This is a genomic window from Rhodovulum sp. MB263 (assembly GCF_002073975.1).
GTDB lineage: Bacteria > Pseudomonadota > Alphaproteobacteria > Rhodobacterales > Rhodobacteraceae > Rhodovulum.
In genome coordinates this window covers 2,813,853-2,830,687 of sequence record NZ_CP020384.1, presented here as the reverse complement: position 1 = coordinate 2,830,687, position 16,835 = coordinate 2,813,853, and the positions used below count along the sequence as shown (strand labels likewise).

Here is a 16,835-nt window from a genome sequence, read left to right as displayed (position 1 = left end):
TGCGGGGCTAGACTGGCGGCCCGACTTGGGCGGTGGCCTGGTCCTCTTGTCCGGTGCGGGCGCGCTGGCCGAGGCCGTAGAGCAGCAGAAAGCCCGCGCTGCAGGCCAGCGCCGCGTCGAGAAGGACGACATGGTTCGCCGGGCCGGCAAGGGGCAGCGGATCGAGCAGGGCCGGGCGCCAGATCAGCAGGGCCGGCCCCAGCAGCAAGGCCTGGACGGTCCGGGGCAGACGGGCGACCAGCGCCAGGGCAAGGGCATAGACGGCGAAATCATAGCCCTTGTGGGCCGAAACGAAGGCGCCGGCGAGGCAGACTCCGGCCAGCAGCGGGATGCTTCGGTCGCATTGCGCCGGCAGCTGCCGCGCCAGCGCCGCTCCCGCCGCAGCCGAGAGGACAAGCGCTGCCGCCAGTAACGCAGCCCTGCGCGGATGATCCCGGCCCCAGTCGAGCAGCCCGGGCAGGCCATAAAGCAGTTCGGCCCTCGAAAGCTTGCTGGCCGCGCTTTGGGCATGCACCTCCAGCGCCTGCAGATAGTCCGAAAAGATCTGCGGATCGGCGAGGATCAGCGCGGCCGCGCCGAGCAGGGCGAGACCGGCCAGAAGCCTCTTGGCGGCGGCCAGCCGACCCGGTGGCATCAGAATCGCGACAGCGAACCAGATCAGCGAAAGATGCGGTTTCAGCGAGCAGAGCAGCGCCCCCGGCAGGAAGAGCGCGGCGCGGCTGTCGCGCAGGCCGAGATGGACAAGGCAGATCCCCAGCGCGACCAGCACGCTGGGCTGGCCCACATAAAGCGCCCCGGTGGTCCCGCCGATCGAGACGCCCAGCGTCACCCAGCCTGCGCGCAGAAGCCGGGCCGGGCCCTCCACCTCGGTGACCCGCGCGACCTGCCACAGGGCCAGCGCAAAAAGCGGAACGCTCGCGGCCCCCAGGATGCTCCAGTACAGCTTGGCACTGGCCTCGGGCAGCAGTCCCATCGGAAAGGAAACCAGGAAGATGGTGGGTGGAAAGACGAAGGGCGCCATATAGGCCCGATCCAGGCTGTCGGCCCAGCAGGCGGTGAAACTGCCGATGTCATAGGGCGACATCCCCCTGAAAAGGCACTCGGTTCCCGCGATCAGCCAGGCCGTGTCCAGTTGCCGCGACGGCCCGTCCGCGCCGGCGGCCTTCCAGATCGTGACGCCGCAGCCGAGCATCACCAGGAAAATGGGAAGATACGTGAAAAGGACCCGCCGGTAGCGGGACGGAAAGGCGTTTTCTGGCGACATAATATGTCCGGAAAGAGCTGATCTGAAGAGAATGGTGAAAACGCTGCAAGGATGCACAATGCGGCATGCGCGATCAAGTTGCGAAAGCAACGGGGGCTGGCGCGTGACGGTTTGTCTCCAGGGCCGGCCGCCGTTCCGTTTCGGCGCCTGGGTTGCATGGAGCTGAAGGCAATATGTGTCAGGCGCGCCTCGGCGACGTGGCACTCGGGTCTCATCGGTTCCGCTTGGGGGCACGAGGTCTTCCGGCGAAACGACGCCCCGGTATCCCATGCCGAGAAAGCGACAGCTTGGAGCGTCCCGCGATGCCGGGCCCTGTTGTCTTGCGAAACAGGCCGGCGCCTTGCCCCTGCATGTCGATATGGCCGCGGGTTCGGGCGCTGAAAAGACAGGGGCAATGCCGGTTTCCCTCGGGCCGGAATGGCCTTCCGCTGGCGCCGGCATCCGTCACGTCCGGTCAGGCGATCTCGGATCCGGTTTCCGGAAGGCGATGCGCGGGGGCGCGGCTGGCGATGCGGCGCGCGTTGAAAGCGGGCATAGATGCGGCCGGGCGCATTGCGTGTATGGGGACCGCCGTTGCCGGCATATGGGTTCGGGACGCGCGGGCATCTCGCCGGTTGAAAGGGGCTGATCGAGGGTGTCCGGCCGTTTGACGCAGGCTTTCGCATCCGGCGGCGAGCCGCCGGGCGGTGACACTGTGGGATACGATCTGTGAGGCGGTGGCCCGCAGGGGCAGCTTGCGGGGATCAGCTGTCGAAAGGCGACGGGTCGTAGCGGGCTGCGGCGAGGTATAGCCCGTCGGGCGGACAGACCGGGCCGCAGGCGGCGCGGTCTCGGGCCTCGAGGGCGGCCTTGACGTCCTCCGGCGCCCAGGCACCGGCGCCGACCCGTTCCAGCGTGCCGACGAAGCTGCGCACCTGATTGTGCAGGAAGCTGCGGGCGCGGACATGGAAGCGGAACTCGCGCCCGCCGGGATAATCGACTTCCTCGATCTCGAGCGCGTCGAGCGTCTTGAGCGGCGAGGCAGCCTGACACAGCGAGGCGCGGAAGGTGGTGAAATCGTGCCGGCCCAGAAGATGCCGGGCGGCCTCCTGCATCGGGGCAAGCGCCAGCGGATGGTTCACCCGCCAGAGGCGGCCCCGGTCATGCACCAAAGGCGCCCGGCGCGAGACCAGCCGGAACAGATAGCGCCTTTCCTGCGCCGAGAACCGGGCATGGAACCCGTCGGGCACGGCGGCGCAGGCGACCACCGCGACCGGATGCGGTTTCAGATGGTGGTTCAGCGCTTCTGACAGGCGGAACGGGTCCCAGTCCTTCGCCAGGTCGCAATGCGCGACCTGACCCAGCGCATGCACGCCCGCATCGGTGCGCCCGGCCGCCGAGATCGAGGGCACATCCCGTTCCAGCCGCGCCAGCGCCGCCTCGACCGCTCCCTGCACCGAGGGGCGGTCGGCCTGGCGTTGCCAGCCGGAAAACGGCCTGCCGTCATATTCGAGTTTCAACGCATAGCGGGGCATGGCGCCCCGGTTACCGCGACAATCCTTCCTTGGCAATCGGGCCGCTTGGGGGCTGGCAGTGGCGGCGCGGCGTGATTAACTGTCACCCGGACTTCGACAGGAGCGTCCGGACCTCGAAAGGAGCGATCTTGCGCATCGGCGATCTGGCGGATGGAGTGACACGCGGCGTCGAAGGCATCGCCGCCTCGGTCTCCGAGACCTTCATGGAACCCGTGCTGCGGCTGGGCGTGACCGGCCTTTCGCGTGCGGGCAAGACCGTGTTCATCACCTCGCTGGTGGCGAACCTGCTCGACCGGGGGCGGATGCCGCAGCTGCGCGCCGCCGCTTCGGGGGCGATTGTCTCGGCCTATCTCAGGCCGCAGCCCGACAATACCGTGCCGCGTTTCGACTACGAGACGCATCTGGCGGCGATGACCGGCTCGGAGCCGCGCTGGCCCGATTCGACCCGCGCCGTCTCGGAATTGCGGCTGTCCTTGAAGGTGCGGCCCGGCGGGTTTGGCAGCATCTTCGGGGCGGTGACCGGCCCGCGCACGATCCATGTCGATATCGTCGATTATCCCGGCGAATGGCTGCTCGATCTGGCGTTGATGGACAAGGATTATGCCGAATGGGCGGCCGAGACGCTGGGTAGGCTCGACCAGCGACCGGGCTCGGAGGGTTTTCTGGCGGCGCTGGCCGGGATCGATTCGGGCGCGCCCTTCGAGGAGGCGACGGCACAGATGCTGGCCGCGCGCTTCACCGAGGCGCTGAACATCGCGCGCGAGGCGGGCTTTTCCGACTGCACCCCGGGACGGTTCCTGTTGCCGGGCGAGATGGCGGGCTCGCCCGTCCTGACCTTCGCGCCCCTGCCGGTACCGGGCGGCAGCACGCCCCGCGGCAGTCTCTGGCGCGAGATGGAGCGCCGCTACGAGGCCTACAAGCGCGAGGTGGTCAAACCCTTCTTCCGCGATCATTTCTCGAGGATCGACCGGCAGGTGGTGCTGGTCGATGCGCTGGGCGCCATCCATGCCGGGCCGCGCGCGGTCGAGGATCTGCGCCGCGCGATGACCGAGATCCTCGGCGCGTTCCGGCCCGGCCGCAATGCCTGGCTCACGCGCTTCCTGACCGGCCGGCGGGTCGAGAAGATCCTGTTTGCCGCGACCAAGGCCGACCATCTGCACCATTCCCAGCATGCGCGGCTGACCTCGGTCATGCAGGCCCTGATGAAGGAGGCGCGGCGGCGGGCCGATTTCGCGGGCGCCGAGACCGCCGCGATGGCCATTGCCGCGCTTCGGGCGACGGTCGAGGAAACCCGCGAGCAGCGCGGCGAAAGCTATGACTGCGTGCGCGGCACGCTGATGTCGACGGGGCGGCAGGCCGCGCTTTACCCGGGCGAGCTGCCCGAGGATCCGGCGCTGTTGCTGGCACCGGCGCGCGAGGGGGTCGAGGACTGGCTCGACGGCGATTACCAGGTCATGCATTTCGCCCCGGCCCGGCTGACGATGAAACCGGGCGAGGGGCCGCCGCATATCCGGCTCGACAAGGCCGCCGAATTCCTGCTGGGAGATCGCCTGAGATGACCCGCCGTCCCGTCGTGTTCGACCTCGAGGACGAGGAAAGGGCCTTTGCGCGGCCTGCCCGCAAATCCGCACCCGATCCGTTTTCCGATCCGCAGGAGGAGGCGCCGCCGCGCGGCCCGGCCGATGCACCGCCGGTGCCGGATGACGAGGACGAGCTGCCGCCCGAGGGCCGGGCGATGAAGACCGTGGCGATGCTGGCATCGCGGCGTCCGTCGCGGCTGGCCCGGTTCTTCTGGACCTCCTTCGTGACGCTTCTTGGCTTCGTGATCTCTGTCGCGGCCTGGAATTTCGTGATCGGGCTGTTTCAGCGCAACGAGATCCTCGGCACGGTGGCGCTGGCGCTGGTCGGGCTGGTGGTGCTGGCGGTGCTGTTGATTTCGCTGCGCGAGATGGCGGCCTTTGCCCGGCTTCGGCGGCTCGACACGCTGCATCGCGAGGCCGAGGCCGCGATCGGGGCCAATGACATCAGGGCGGCGCGGGCGCTGGTCGACAGGCTGAGCGCGTTCTACCGGTCGCGCGAGGATACCCGCTGGGGCCGGGCCCGTCTGGCCGAGAAGCGCGACGAGATCTTCGATGCCGACGGGTTGATGGGGCTGGCCGAGCGCGAGCTTCTGGCGCCGCTCGATGCCGTGGCGACCCGCGAGGTCGAGGCGGCGGCGCGGCAGGTGGCGGCGATCACCGCCATCGTGCCGCTGGCGCTGGCCGATCTGCTGACCGCGCTGACCGCGAATCTCCGGATGATCCGCCGCATCGCCGAGATCTATGGCGGGCGCGGCGGGCTTTTGGGCTCGATCCGGCTGGCGCGCGCGGTGATGACCCATCTCGTGGCCACGGGCGCGGTCGCGGTGGGCGATGACATGATCGGCTCGATCGCCGGCGGGGGCATGCTGGCCAAGGTCTCGCGCCGTTTCGGCGAGGGCGTGGTCAATGGCGCGCTGACCGCCCGGGTCGGCGTCGCCGCGATGGAGGTCTGCCGCCCGCTGCCCTTCCGCGAGGCCCGGCGGCCCTCGGTCGGTGCGCTGGTCAAGCGGGCGCTGACAGGCGTCTTCTCGCGCGCCGATGGCTGAGCGGCCGGGGCGGGCTAACCCTTGTTTGTCTGAGGGGAAATCAACTTAAGGCAGAGTTATGGCGGACCCGGCGGCTGGCAGGGCGATCCGCGAGAGCCTGCCATGACCCATGCCGTTCCGGCCGTCCTGCTGGGGGCTGTCCTTTTTCTGGCCGCAGAGGGCGCGGCTGCCTCCACCGTCTACGGGGTCGATTTCCCTGGCGGAGAAATGTCCTTTGCCGACAGGGTGGTCCGCTTCACGCCGGGTTTCGGCTTCGGGGGCGGCGTGGCGCCCTGCACCGAGGCCTCGCTCGCCCTTGGCGTGGCGCAGGCGGCGCCCGACCGTTATCTCGGCGAATGCAACGGCTATGTCTCGCTGGGCGAGGGCGGCGAGCTGGTCCTGGGCTTTGCCGACAATGTCCTCATGCCCTCGGGCGATGCCGCACCCGATCCGCAGATCTTCGCGGGCGGCGATCATGACGAGCATTTCATGGCCTGGATCGGGACCGGAACCGTGGAAAGCGGCGCGAGCTGGCTTCCGCTGACCGGGCCAGGGGCGCCGTGCTGTTCGGCGGCCCGCTCGGCTTCGACATCGACAGCCTGGATGGGGGCGCGTCCGAGATGCGCTTCTCGCTGGTCGCGATCTACGACATGCCGCGCTATTGCAACCGCAGGACGGGGCTCATGGAATACAGCGTCGGCGAAGCCTGCCGGACGGATAGCCGGCATCTGCCCTATGACGGCCCCTGGGCCGGGGTCGACACCTACGGGCTGGGCGCGATCAGCACGGTTCCGGCGCCGGTGCCCTTGCCCGCGGCAGGCCTGCTGCCGGCCGCGGCCCTGGGCGGGCTGGCTGCGCTCCGGCGCCGCAACAAAGGGTAACGGCGCTTTACCTCGGCCCGGGGCCTGTCTATAGAACCGGCATGCCTTGTCCTGTCTGGCCGATCCGTCGAATTACGGGCCCGGCGCTCTGATCCAGAGCGACCGGGCAAAGGCGCTTGACCCGTCGCGCCGAACTTTCCAGACATCATCAAGACCGTAATCCGGATCGCATTCCGAGGATTCCTGCCATGTGTGCCGATACACCCGACTATAAAGACACCCTTTTCCTGCCCGAAACCGACTTCCCGATGCGCGCGGGCCTGCCCGCCCGCGAGCCCGACTGGCTGGAGCGGTGGGCCCGGATCGGCATCTATGACCGGCTGCGCGAGAAGGAGGGCCGGGCGCCCTTCACGCTTCACGACGGCCCGCCCTATGCCAACGGGCATCTGCATATCGGCCACGCGCTGAACAAGATCCTCAAGGACTTCATCGTCCGCAGCCAGCAGATGATGGGCCGGGATGCCCGCTATGTGCCGGGCTGGGACTGCCACGGCCTGCCCATCGAGTGGAAGATCGAGGAACAGTACCGCGCCAAGGGGCTCGACAAGGACAAGGTCGATGTCGTCGATTTCCGCCAGGAATGCCGCCGCTTCGCCGAGGGCTGGGTCGAGGTCCAGCGCGAGGAGTTCAAGCGCCTCGGCGTCACCGGCAACTGGGCCGATCCCTATCTGACCATGGATTTCCATGCCGAGGCGGTGATCGCCGAGGAATTCATGAAATTCCTGATGAACGGCACGCTTTACCAGGGCTCGAAACCCGTCATGTGGTCGCCGGTCGAGAAGACCGCTCTGGCCGAGGCCGAGGTCGAATATCGCGACCATCAAAGCCACACGATCTGGGTGAAGTTCCCCATCGTCTCGGGCGCCTCCGCCGCGCTTGCAGGCGCCCGGGTGGTGATCTGGACCACCACGCCCTGGACCATCCCGCAGAACCGCGCGGTCTGCTTCGGCCCCGGTATCGGCTATGGCCTTTACGAGGTCACCGGCACGCCCGAGGAATGCTGGGCGACGGTTGGCGACCGCTACATCCTCGCCGATGCGCTGGCCGAAAGCGTGCTGGGCGCGGCCCGGCTGACCTCGGACATGTGGACGCGGGTGGGCGATGTCTCGGCCGACGCGCTGGGCGCGCTGACGCTCGCGCATCCCTTCCGCGGCGTCGAGGGCGGTGCGGGCGAATGGGATTACGACGTGCCCATGCTGCCCGGCGATCACGTCACCGAGGATGCGGGCACGGGCTTTGTCCATACCGCGCCCAGCCATGGCGATGACGACTACCAGATCGGCCTGAAATTCGGCCTGCCGATGACCTATAACGTGCTGGAGGACGGCTCCTACCGCGCCGATCTGCCGCTTTTCGGCAGCGCGGTCATCATCCGGCCCGACGGCAAGGAGGGCGACGCGAACCGCCGCGTCATCGACAAGCTGGTCGAGGCGGGCGCGCTGATCGCGCGCGGGCGGCTCAAGCACAGCTATCCGCATAGCTGGCGCTCGAAGGCGCCGCTGATCTACCGCAACACGCCGCAATGGTTCGCCTCCATCGATCACAAGCTCGACGACGGCATGGACACCTATGGCGACACGATCCGGGGCCGCGCGCTGGCCTCGATCGACCAGCTGGTGAAATGGACGCCGCAATCGGGCCGCAACCGCATCCATTCGATGATCGAGTCGCGCCCCGACTGGGTGCTGTCGCGCCAGCGCGCCTGGGGCGTGCCGCTGACCTGCTTCGTCAGGACCGGGGCGAAACCGGACGACCCCGATTTCCTCTTGAGGGACCCGGCCGTCAACGCGCGCATCACCGCCGCCTTCGAGGCCGACGGGGCCGATGCCTGGTACATGCCGGGCGCCAAGGAACGCTTCCTCGGCAAGGATCACGACCCCGAGGCCTATAGCCAGGTCTTCGACGTGCTCGACGTGTGGTTCGATTCTGGCTCGACCCATGCCTTCGTGCTGCGCGACCGCGCCGACGGCACCGAGGACGGCATCGCCGATCTCTATCTCGAAGGCACCGACCAGCACCGGGGCTGGTTCCATTCCTCGATGCTGCAGGCCTGCGGCACGCTGGGCCGCGCACCCTATCGCGGCGTGCTGACCCATGGCTTCACGCTGGACGAGAAGGGCAACAAGATGTCCAAGTCGCTCGGCAACACCATCCTGCCCGAGGAGGTCGTCAGGCAATATGGCGCCGATATCCTCAGGCTCTGGGTGGCGCAGACCGACTATACCAATGACCAGCGGATCGGCCCCGAGATCCTGAAGGGCGTGGCCGACAGCTACCGGCGGCTCCGGAACACCATGCGCTTCATGCTGGGCAACCTGGCGGGCTTCTCCGAGGCCGAGACGGTCGCGCCCGCCGAGATGCCGGAGCTGGAGCGCTGGGTGCTGCACCGGCTGGCCGAGCTCGATGAAAAGGTCCGCGCGGGCTATGACGCCTATGACTTCCAGGGCGTGTTCCAGGCGCTGTTCAACTTCTGCACCGTGGATCTGTCGGCCTTCTATTTCGACATCCGCAAGGACGCGCTTTACTGCGATGCGGCCGACTCGCCCACCCGGCGGGCGGCGCGGACCGTGCTCGACATCCTGTTCCACCGGCTGACGACCTGGCTTGCGCCGATCCTCGTCTTCACCATGGAGGATGTGTGGCTCTCGCGCTTCCCCGAGGATGAGGGCTCGGTCCATCTGCAGGACATTCCCGACACGCCCGCCGACTGGCGCGACGAGGCGCTGGCGGCGAAATGGGCCGATATCCGTCAGGTGCGCCGCGTGGTGACCGCCGCGCTCGAGCTGCAGCGCAAGGACAAGGTGATCGGCGCCAGCCTCGAGGCCGCGCCGGTGGTGCATGTGCGCGATGCCGAGGTGCTGAAAGCGCTGAAATCGGTCGATTTCGCCGATATCTGCATCACCTCGGCGGTGCAGCTCAGCGGCGATCCGCGCCCGCAAGAGGCGTTCCGGCTGCCAGATATCGATGGCGTCGGCGTGGTCTTCGAGAAGGCCGATGGCGAGAAATGCGGCCGCTGCTGGAAGATCCTGCCCGATGTGGGCCAGCACGCGCATCCGCAGACCTGCGGGCGCTGCAGCGCGGCCCTGGGCTGAGACGATGGGGGCCGGGTCGATCCGGCCCCCTTCTTCCTTGTGCTGGATCAGGCCTTGTCGCGGGATCAGGCAGCGGCCCCCGAGAACAGCGCCTGGGCGTTCTGGAAGGTGGCGATGCCGGTCTGGAGCGCGAGCTGGTCCTTGAAGTCCGAGGGGTCGAACGAGCTGTCGGTCCGGAATTCGCCCTGAAGCTGGCCGGTGGCGGAGCCCGTCGGCATCTGCGCGCTGGCCTGGTCGTCCGGCCGGAGCGTCGCCGGTCCGTCATGGCTGCCCGAAACCGCCCGGCTGTCCGGATCGGGATAATCGGCGATCTGGCTCGTGGCGCGGTCCTGAGACAAGGCCCCACCGGTCCCGCTCGGATCGCTCGGGGAGGCGGCCTGTTGCCAGGGCTCCGCGGTGCCGGCTGCGATCTCCATCATGCTTTTCACGAGGTTCTCGGTCGCGTTTGACGTCCCGGCGCCGTCTCTGCGCCCCCCGGGATCCGACAGGGTCAGGGAACCCTCGTCCTGTCCCTCGGCCTTTGGTCTTGCATCGCGGTCGATCAGGTCGGTCAGGCCGGCCGTCGCGACATCGGCATAGGACAGGCCGGCAGGCTTGTCCTTCTCGGGCTGGCCCGGGATGTCCCGGGCGGAGTGTGCCGGACCGGATGGGGACGCCCCCGGCGGGCGCCCTTCGATATTCAGCGCCTTGCGGGCGGCGGCGAAGCCCCAGGCGGAAAAATCGCCTGCATTTGCTACGGTCATGGTCTCTCCTTCTGAGCAGACAGGTGGAGCCCCATGCTCGGAAGAAGTCCTTGGCCAAAGCTGAACGGGACCGTTGGGGCAACCTCGCTTGACGCGGGTTTTTCCAGAGGATTTTTCAGGATTTGAAAGTATTGGGGCGAAGGAGCCCGGGCGTACAGGGCGCTTTCGGGCCAGGGCCCCGGCATCCCCGGGGGGCGGCGTGTCAGGGGCAAAACGCCGACGCCCTCCGACCCCCGGCCGTCAAGCCAGGGGGGAGGAAGGGGGTGTCAAGGGGTAGGGCGCAGCCCGGGTCAGGCGGCGCTTTCCGTCAGCATCCGTTGCATCGCAGTGTACAGCGCTTCGGCCTGGGTCGTGGCCTGATCCGCCGAAGAGCCGGTATCGCTCAGGCTCGAGATGATGCCCTGCATGATCGATTCGGTCTGGCTGGGCGGCGGCGGGGGCGGCGGCGCATCATTGGCAACCTCGCTCCGCAGGTTCAGCGCGGCCGATGCGTCGGTCTCGCGGGTGGTTTCCGAGGTGTCGTCGGAGCGTGCCAGCGACAGCGTGGAGGTCGCGGTATCCTTGCTGTCTTGCGCCTCGAGGCGGTCGAGACGCTTTTCTTCGGCGCGCTGCGAGGTCCTGTCGGCGACCTCCGGGGGCGGAGACGCCGGCGGAGGGCTTTGCCGCGCAGCGCCAAGCCCGGTAAGTGCCGAGCTGGTCATCGAGATATTCATGGCGGTCCTTTCCAGCAGTCGCAATGGGCCGGCGCCGTGTCGGGGGATGTCGGGGGACACGATCCGGGCCCTGCCATTGAACAGCGGAAAGGTGGATCAAATTGGACATGATCGGGGCATCTATGTGCCGATGCGCCGATACGTGCCGGGCTCCGGTCCGCGGATGCCCGCCGCTCAGGCCTTGGGATGGGCGGCCTCGTATATCTCCATCAGCCGGGCCGTATCGACCGCGGTATAGGCCTGCGTCGTCGACAGCGAGGCATGGCCCAGAAGCTGCTGGATGGTGCGGAGATCGCCGCCCGCCGCCAGCAGATGCGTGGCAAAGCTGTGACGCAGCGCATGCGGTGTGGCCGAGGCGGGCAGACCCAGCCGGATGCGCGCGCCTTCCATCGCCCGGGCCACCAGCCGCGGGTTCAGCGCCCCGCCGCGGGCGCCGCGGAACAGGGGCGCCTCGGGGGTCTTCTCGAACGGGCAGAGCCCGAGATAGGCCTCGACCGCCTGGCGCGCCACCGGCAGCACCGGCACCAGCCGCTCCTTGCCGCCCTTGCCGCGGATCCGCAGCACCTCGGGCAGCGGCGCATCGCGCCCCCTCAGCCCCAGCGCCTCGGAAATCCGGAGCCCCGAGCCATAAAGCAGCGTCGCGACCGCCGCGTCGCGCGCCGCGATCCAGGGTGCGGCCGGGGTCGTGCCGAGATCGGCGATCACCTCGCGGGCGGCCTCCTCGGCCAGCGGGCGGGGCAACTTGCGGGTGAATTTCGGCGCGCGGACCGACAGCACCGCGGTCGGCTCGAAGCCCTCGCGCCTGCCGAACCAGCGGAAGAACCCCTTCACCGCCGACAGCGCCCGCGCCAGCGAGCGCGGCCCGAGCCCGCGGCCGCGCTCATGCGCCATCCAGGCCCGCAGATCGCGCAGCCCGACCTGTTTCAGCCGGGCCGGACCGGCGGGCGCGCCGTCATATTCGGCGAGAAAGCCCAGAAATCCGCGCAGATCGGTGGCATAGGCCCGGATCGTGGCCTCGGAGGCGCCGTCCAGGGCGCGCTCTTCGGCCAGCCAGGCCTCGAGCGCGTCGCGCAGCGCCGGGCTGAGCGCGAGGCTCACGCCAGCCAGCGCCGCAGCACCCGCTCGACGGTGCCGGCGAAGAAATCCATCAGGTCGGTGCCCTGATTGGGGGTGAATTGCTGCGGATCGGCCGAGCCCAGCGCCAGCAACGCGGGCCGCCGCTCCGGCCCCAGATCGAGCGTCAGCAGCGCCTCGGAGCGCAACGCGCCCGCCTCGGAGCCGTAGACCTGTTCGCAATGCGGGCCGGTGCGGCGCAGCACCACCCGGCGGGGCGGCCGGCTGGTGCCGTTGCCGGCATAGCCGCGGGCAAAGCCCGGGCCCATCATCCGCAATGCCTCGCCGGGCACGGCCGGCGCCGCCCCGGCCTGGTCGCCGTCGGTCTCAAGGACAAGCCGCACGCAATCGACGCGCAGGGTCGCGGCCAGATCGTCGTCGAGAAGCCCCAGCAGGGTCTCGAAATCGGGCGCCTCCAGAAGCCGCAGCACGGCGCGGTGGATCTGGTTGGTGCCCGCGAGATTCTCGTAGGCCGCCGCGATGACCGAGCGGTGGGTCTCTTCGAGCTGGTCGAGCCGCGCCTCGAGCCGGTCCATCGCGATGCCGCGCAGATCGACGATATTGGCGCCCATCATCTTGTCATTGGCCGCGACCAGGGCGCGCATCACGTCCGGGTCGTCGAGGATCACCGTGGGTTCGTTGATGATCCTCGCGCGAAGATCGTCCGCTATCGCGGCATTGCTGCTCATGTTTCCTGCCTCATGGGATCGTGTTTTGAGGCAGGATACACCAGGCTCAGAGGATTTTCTGCCCCGTTTTTTGCCAGTCGGCCATGAAGGCGGCGAGACCCTTGTCGGTCAGCGGATGCGCGGCCATCTGCTTGAGGACCGAGGGCGGCGCGGTCACGACATCGGCGCCGATCTTGGCGGCCTCGCTGATATGGTTGACCGAGCGGATCGAGGCGGCGAGGATCTCGGTCCTGAAATCGTAGTTGTTGTAGATCGTGCGGATATCGGCGATCAGGTCCAGACCGTCGAGGTTGATGTCGTCGAGACGCCCGATGAAGGGCGAGATGAAGGTGGCACCGGCCTTGGCGGCAAGGATCGCCTGCGCGGCGGAGAAACACAGCGTGACATTGACCATGTGCCCTTCGCCGGAAAGCGTCTTGCAGGCCTTCAGCCCGTCCCATGTCAGCGGCACCTTGACCGCGATGTTGGGCGCGATCTTCGCGAGCTTGCGGCCTTCCTCGATCATCGCGGCGGCCTCGGTCGCCACCACCTCGGCCGAGACCGGGCCCGCGACCAGATCGCAGATCTCCTTCGTGACCTCTAGGATGTCGCGGCCCGATTTCAGGATCAGCGACGGGTTGGTGGTCACGCCATCCACGATCCCGAGATCGTGGAGTTCGCGGATCGCCTCGATATCGGCGGTATCGACGAAGAATTTCATGGAAGAAGCCTCCCCGGGCCTTGCTGCAATCTGTCGCGCCGGTGATAGCCGATGCCGGGCCGGGCCGAAACCCCGCCCGGCACACGGGCTGAACCTCCGATCGGGCGGGGCGGCGCGATGAGGGAGGACTTTCCCGAGGGCGCGCGGGTGGGCGTGCTGACCGCGCAGCCGCTGGGCCGGGTGCTCGACTATCTGGCGCCCGAGGGCGGCTGCGGGCCTGGCGATTATGTCGAGGTGCCGCTGGGCCCGCGCCGGGTGATGGGCGTCGTGTGGGGGCCGGGCGAGGGCAGCTTCGATGCCGCCAAGCTGCGCCGGGTCGGCCGGGTTCTCGATGCCGTCCCGATGCGGGACGAGATGCGGGCCTTCCTGACCCGGGCGGCCGATTACACGCTGACGCCCTTGCCGCTGATGCTGCGGCTTGCGACCCGGACGCCGGGGCTGGGCGAGGCGCCGGGGGCGCTGCGCGTCTATCGCCGGGGCGAGGGCCAGCCCGAGCGGATGACCGTCCCGCGCGAGCGGGTGCTGGAGGTGCTCGAGGCCTCCGGCGGGCTCTCTTTCACCCTGTCCGAGCTGGCGACCGAGGCCGGGGTCTCGCCCGGCGTGATCAAGGGGCTCCTGCCCTCGGGCGCGGTGCTGGAAGAGGATCTGCCGCGCGACCGGCCCTATCCCGGGCTCGACCCGACGCGGCCCGGCAAGGCGCTGGCGGGCGATCAGGCCCTGGCCGCGCAGGCGCTTCGTGACGGCGTCGCCTCGGGGGGCTATGGCACGACGCTGCTGAAGGGGGTGACCGGCTCGGGCAAGACCGAGGTCTATCTCGAGGCCGTCGCCGCCTGCCTGCGGCAGGGCCGTCAGGCGCTGGTGCTTCTGCCCGAGATCGCGCTGACCGCCGAGTTCCTGACCCGGGTCGAGGCCCGTTTCGGCGCGCGCCCCGCCGAATGGCATTCGGGCGTGACCTCGGTCGAGCGGCGCAGGCTCTGGCGGATGGCGGGCGAGGGCGGGGTGCAGCTTGTGGTGGGCGCGCGCTCTGCGCTGTTCCTGCCCTATCGCGATCTGGGCCTCATCGTCGTCGACGAGGAGCATGACAGCTCCTACAAGCAGGAGGAGGGCGTTCTGTATAACGCCCGCGACATGGCGGTGCTGCGGGCCTCGCTTTGTTCCGCGCAGGTGGTTCTGGCCTCGGCCACGCCCTCGCTGGAAAGCTGGGCCAATGCCGATGCCGGGAAATATGCCCGGCTCGACCTGTCCTCGCGCTTCGGCACCGCAACCCTGCCCGAGATGAAGACCATCGACATGCGCGCCGAGGATACGGGCCCCGGGCGCTGGATCTCGCCCGCGCTCGAGGCCGAGGTGCGGGCGCGGCTGGGGGCATCGCGGCAGTCGCTTCTGTTCCTGAACCGGCGGGGCTATGCGCCCCTGACGGTCTGCCGCGCCTGCGGCCACATGATCGGCTGCGAGCATTGCGATGCGCGGATGGTCGAGCATCGCTTCCAACATCGCCTGGTCTGCCATCAATGCGGCGAGAGCCGTCCGATCCCCGAAGCCTGCCCGTCCTGCGGGGTCGAGGGCAAGCTGGCGCCGGTCGGACCGGGGGTCGAGCGGCTGGCCGAAGAGGCGGTGGCGCTTTTCCCCGAGGCGCGGGTCGCGGTGCTGTCCTCGGACCTGTTCGGCTCGGCCCGAGCGCTCAAGGCCCAGATCGAGGCCATCGCGGGGGGCGAGGCCGATATCGTCATCGGCACCCAGCTGGTGGCCAAGGGCCACAACTTTCCGCTGCTGACGCTGGTCGGCGTGATCGATGCCGATCTGGGCCTGCAGGGGTCTGACCTGCGCGCGGCCGAGCGCACCTTCCAGCTGATGCGCCAGGTCGCGGGGCGGGCCGGGCGCGGGGCCGAGCGGGGGCTGGCGCTTTTGCAGACCTATCAGCCCGATCATCCGGTGATCCGTGCGATCCTGACCGGCGACGAGGAGGGCTTCTGGCGTGCCGAGGCCGAGGCGCGCCGCGCGGCGGGCGTGCCGCCCTATGGACGGATGGCGGGGATCATCCTGTCGGCGCCCGAGGCGAAACCCGCCTTCGATCTGGGCATCTGGCTTGCCCGCAATGACGGCGCGCTTCGCCGGGTGGGGGCGCAGGTCTTCGGCCCGGCGCCCGCGCCGGTCGCGCGCATCCGCGGGCGCCACCGGGTCCGGCTTCTGGTCAAGGCGCCGAAGGGTGCGCCGCTGCAGGCCGCCATCTCCGACTGGATCGCGCCGGTCAAGCTGCCGCCGAACCTGCGGCTCGCGGTCGATATCGACCCGCAAAGCTTCATGTAAGGCCCAGACATGTAAGGTTCAGACGGGTCGGGCTCAGACTGGTCGCGCGGCGCCGGTCGGCCGGTCGAGCAGGTAATCGGTCGCCATCGCGCCGATCCACATGCTGAACAGCGCCAGCCAGGCGGTGCCCGCGAAGATCGAGCTGCCGGTCACGCCCGCCCCGATCGAGCAGCCGCCTGCCAGCATGCCGCCGAACCCCATCAGCGCCGCCCCGATCATCGCCTTGCGCATGTTGACCTCGGATTCGAAGCCCTGCAGCCGCAGATCGCCCCCGATCCAGGCGGCGGCGAAGGCACCGAGGAAGACGCCCGGCACCAGCCCGATGTCGAATTGCAGAAGCGCCGGGCGTTCGAGAAAGAACATCAGCATGTTGGCCGAGGGGCCGGTGAAGGTCAGGCTTTGCACCTGGACCGGGTCGAAGGCCACCTGCGACAGCCCGAAGGTCAGCACCCAGCCGACCGCGACGGCAAAGCCCACCCCCGCCCCGAAGACCAGCCTGCCACGCGAGATCCGGTTGCGCCGTGCCAGATACAGCGCCAGCACCGCGATCATGAGGCCAAGTCCCAGCCCGCTTTCGCGCGGCAGCCCCAGCTCGCGCAGCAGATCGCTGTTGCGCCCGCCCGCGGTCACCCAGAGCGCCGCGATCCGGTCGCGCAAGGGCGCCAGCCAGCCATGCAGGCTCATCTGTCCGACGACGGCGAAGATCAGCCCCGAGACGACCGAGCGCAGGTTGCCGGTCGCGGCCAGCACCAGCAGCCGCCCGGCGCAGCCCCGCGCCAGCACCATGCCGATGCCGAAGAGCAGCCCCCCCGCGATGGCCCCCGACCACGAGCCCGGCACCGCCATGATCCGCGCATCCCCCGAGCGCATCAGCCCCGACAGCTCGGCCGCCTGCACCCAGACCAGCGCGGTCGAGAAGCACAGGAGCCAGACCGACAGCCGCGCGCCCAATTGGCCGCGCGCGACCTCGACCGTCGCCGCGCGCAGGCAGAAGGCCGAGCGTTGCGCGGCGACCCCGAAGATCGCGCCGGCGATCAGGCCGAACAGCGCGGCCGTCGGCCCCTCGCCGAACCGCTCCACCAGCTGGACCATATCCATGCGCTTCTCCTCTCTCCCTCAGGCGCTTGTCTGCGTGGGTCCGGCCTGTCCCGCCTTGATCTGGGTCAGGGCAGGCGACGGCGGGAATCGTCTCGCCAAGCCGGGATTTCGCGGAT

14 protein-coding genes are annotated in these 16,835 nt (G+C 69.2%); 5 read left to right on the top strand and 9 right to left on the bottom strand.

The features are described from left to right. Nucleotides 1-7: 7 nt before the first annotated feature. Both B5V46_RS13180 and truA read right to left on the bottom strand, forming a co-directional pair. A complete protein-coding gene (locus B5V46_RS13180) occupies nucleotides 8-1,192 on the bottom strand; it encodes a glycosyltransferase 87 family protein (protein WP_196774247.1) in 1,185 nt (394 codons plus the stop codon). A gap of 815 nt (nucleotides 1,193-2,007) precedes the next feature. Beyond that, nucleotides 2,008-2,778: a tRNA pseudouridine(38-40) synthase TruA gene (truA, locus tag B5V46_RS13175; RefSeq protein ID WP_080617026.1), complete on the bottom strand. Its 771-nt coding sequence runs from the start codon at nucleotides 2,776-2,778 to the stop codon at nucleotides 2,008-2,010. Nucleotides 2,779-2,906: 128 nt separating this feature from the next. On the opposite strand from truA, the gene B5V46_RS13170 reads away from it, so the two are divergent. Beyond that, the gene (locus B5V46_RS13170) at nucleotides 2,907-4,337 is read left to right on the top strand and encodes a YcjX family protein (protein WP_080617025.1); all 1,431 of its coding nucleotides are present in this window, start codon (nucleotides 2,907-2,909) and stop codon (nucleotides 4,335-4,337) included. After that, on the top strand, nucleotides 4,334-5,404 hold the full coding sequence (locus tag B5V46_RS13165) for a YcjF family protein (protein ID WP_080617024.1): 1,071 nt from the start codon (nucleotides 4,334-4,336) through the stop codon (nucleotides 5,402-5,404). The genes B5V46_RS13170 and B5V46_RS13165 overlap by 4 nt, the downstream gene beginning before the upstream one ends. A gap of 45 nt (nucleotides 5,405-5,449) precedes the next feature. Here the strand turns inward: B5V46_RS13165 and B5V46_RS13160 are convergent, their stop codons facing one another. Further along, the gene (locus B5V46_RS13160) at nucleotides 5,450-5,869 is read right to left on the bottom strand and encodes a hypothetical protein (RefSeq protein WP_080617023.1); all 420 of its coding nucleotides are present in this window, start codon (nucleotides 5,867-5,869) and stop codon (nucleotides 5,450-5,452) included. Between the two features lie 74 nt (nucleotides 5,870-5,943). Here B5V46_RS13160 and B5V46_RS13155 point away from each other — a divergent pair, with 74 nt between their 5' ends. Both B5V46_RS13155 and ileS read left to right on the top strand, forming a co-directional pair. Further along, on the top strand, nucleotides 5,944-6,264 hold the full coding sequence (locus B5V46_RS13155; RefSeq protein WP_080617022.1) for a VPLPA-CTERM sorting domain-containing protein: 321 nt from the start codon (nucleotides 5,944-5,946) through the stop codon (nucleotides 6,262-6,264). A gap of 188 nt (nucleotides 6,265-6,452) precedes the next feature. Next, nucleotides 6,453-9,356 carry an isoleucine--tRNA ligase gene (gene ileS / locus B5V46_RS13150; protein ID WP_080617021.1) on the top strand — a complete coding sequence of 968 codons (2,904 nt, stop codon included), beginning with the start codon at nucleotides 6,453-6,455 and terminating at the stop codon, nucleotides 9,354-9,356. A 65-nt stretch (nucleotides 9,357-9,421) separates the two neighbouring features. Here ileS and B5V46_RS13145 read toward each other — a convergent pair whose 3' ends face one another. The 5 genes from B5V46_RS13145 to fsa form a co-directional block, all read right to left on the bottom strand. Beyond that, nucleotides 9,422-10,099: a hypothetical protein gene (locus tag B5V46_RS13145; RefSeq protein WP_080617020.1), complete on the bottom strand. Its 678-nt coding sequence runs from the start codon at nucleotides 10,097-10,099 to the stop codon at nucleotides 9,422-9,424. A gap of 290 nt (nucleotides 10,100-10,389) precedes the next feature. Next, entirely contained in the window at nucleotides 10,390-10,812 is a 423-nt protein-coding gene (locus B5V46_RS13140) for a hypothetical protein (protein ID WP_080617019.1), read from the bottom strand. Nucleotides 10,813-10,986: 174 nt separating this feature from the next. After that, complete coding sequence (locus B5V46_RS13135; protein ID WP_080617018.1) at nucleotides 10,987-11,910, bottom strand: tyrosine recombinase XerC; 924 nt, start codon at nucleotides 11,908-11,910, stop codon at nucleotides 10,987-10,989. After that, a complete protein-coding gene (locus B5V46_RS13130; protein ID WP_080617017.1) occupies nucleotides 11,907-12,614 on the bottom strand; it encodes a DUF484 family protein in 708 nt (235 codons plus the stop codon). The genes B5V46_RS13135 and B5V46_RS13130 overlap by 4 nt, the downstream gene beginning before the upstream one ends. Nucleotides 12,615-12,660: 46 nt before the next feature. Further along, nucleotides 12,661-13,314 (bottom strand): fructose-6-phosphate aldolase, encoded by a 654-nt coding sequence (fsa, locus tag B5V46_RS13125; protein ID WP_080617016.1) that lies wholly within the window; start codon nucleotides 13,312-13,314, stop codon nucleotides 12,661-12,663. Between the two features lie 117 nt (nucleotides 13,315-13,431). On the opposite strand from fsa, the gene B5V46_RS13120 reads away from it, so the two are divergent. Further along, nucleotides 13,432-15,621 carry a primosomal protein N' gene (locus tag B5V46_RS13120; RefSeq protein WP_080617015.1) on the top strand — a complete coding sequence of 730 codons (2,190 nt, stop codon included), beginning with the start codon at nucleotides 13,432-13,434 and terminating at the stop codon, nucleotides 15,619-15,621. A 33-nt stretch (nucleotides 15,622-15,654) separates the two neighbouring features. Here B5V46_RS13120 and B5V46_RS13115 read toward each other — a convergent pair whose 3' ends face one another. Continuing rightward, nucleotides 15,655-16,719, bottom strand: coding sequence for a YeeE/YedE family protein (locus B5V46_RS13115; RefSeq protein ID WP_080617014.1), 1,065 nt, complete (start codon nucleotides 16,717-16,719; stop codon nucleotides 15,655-15,657). Nucleotides 16,720-16,835 lie beyond the last annotated feature (116 nt).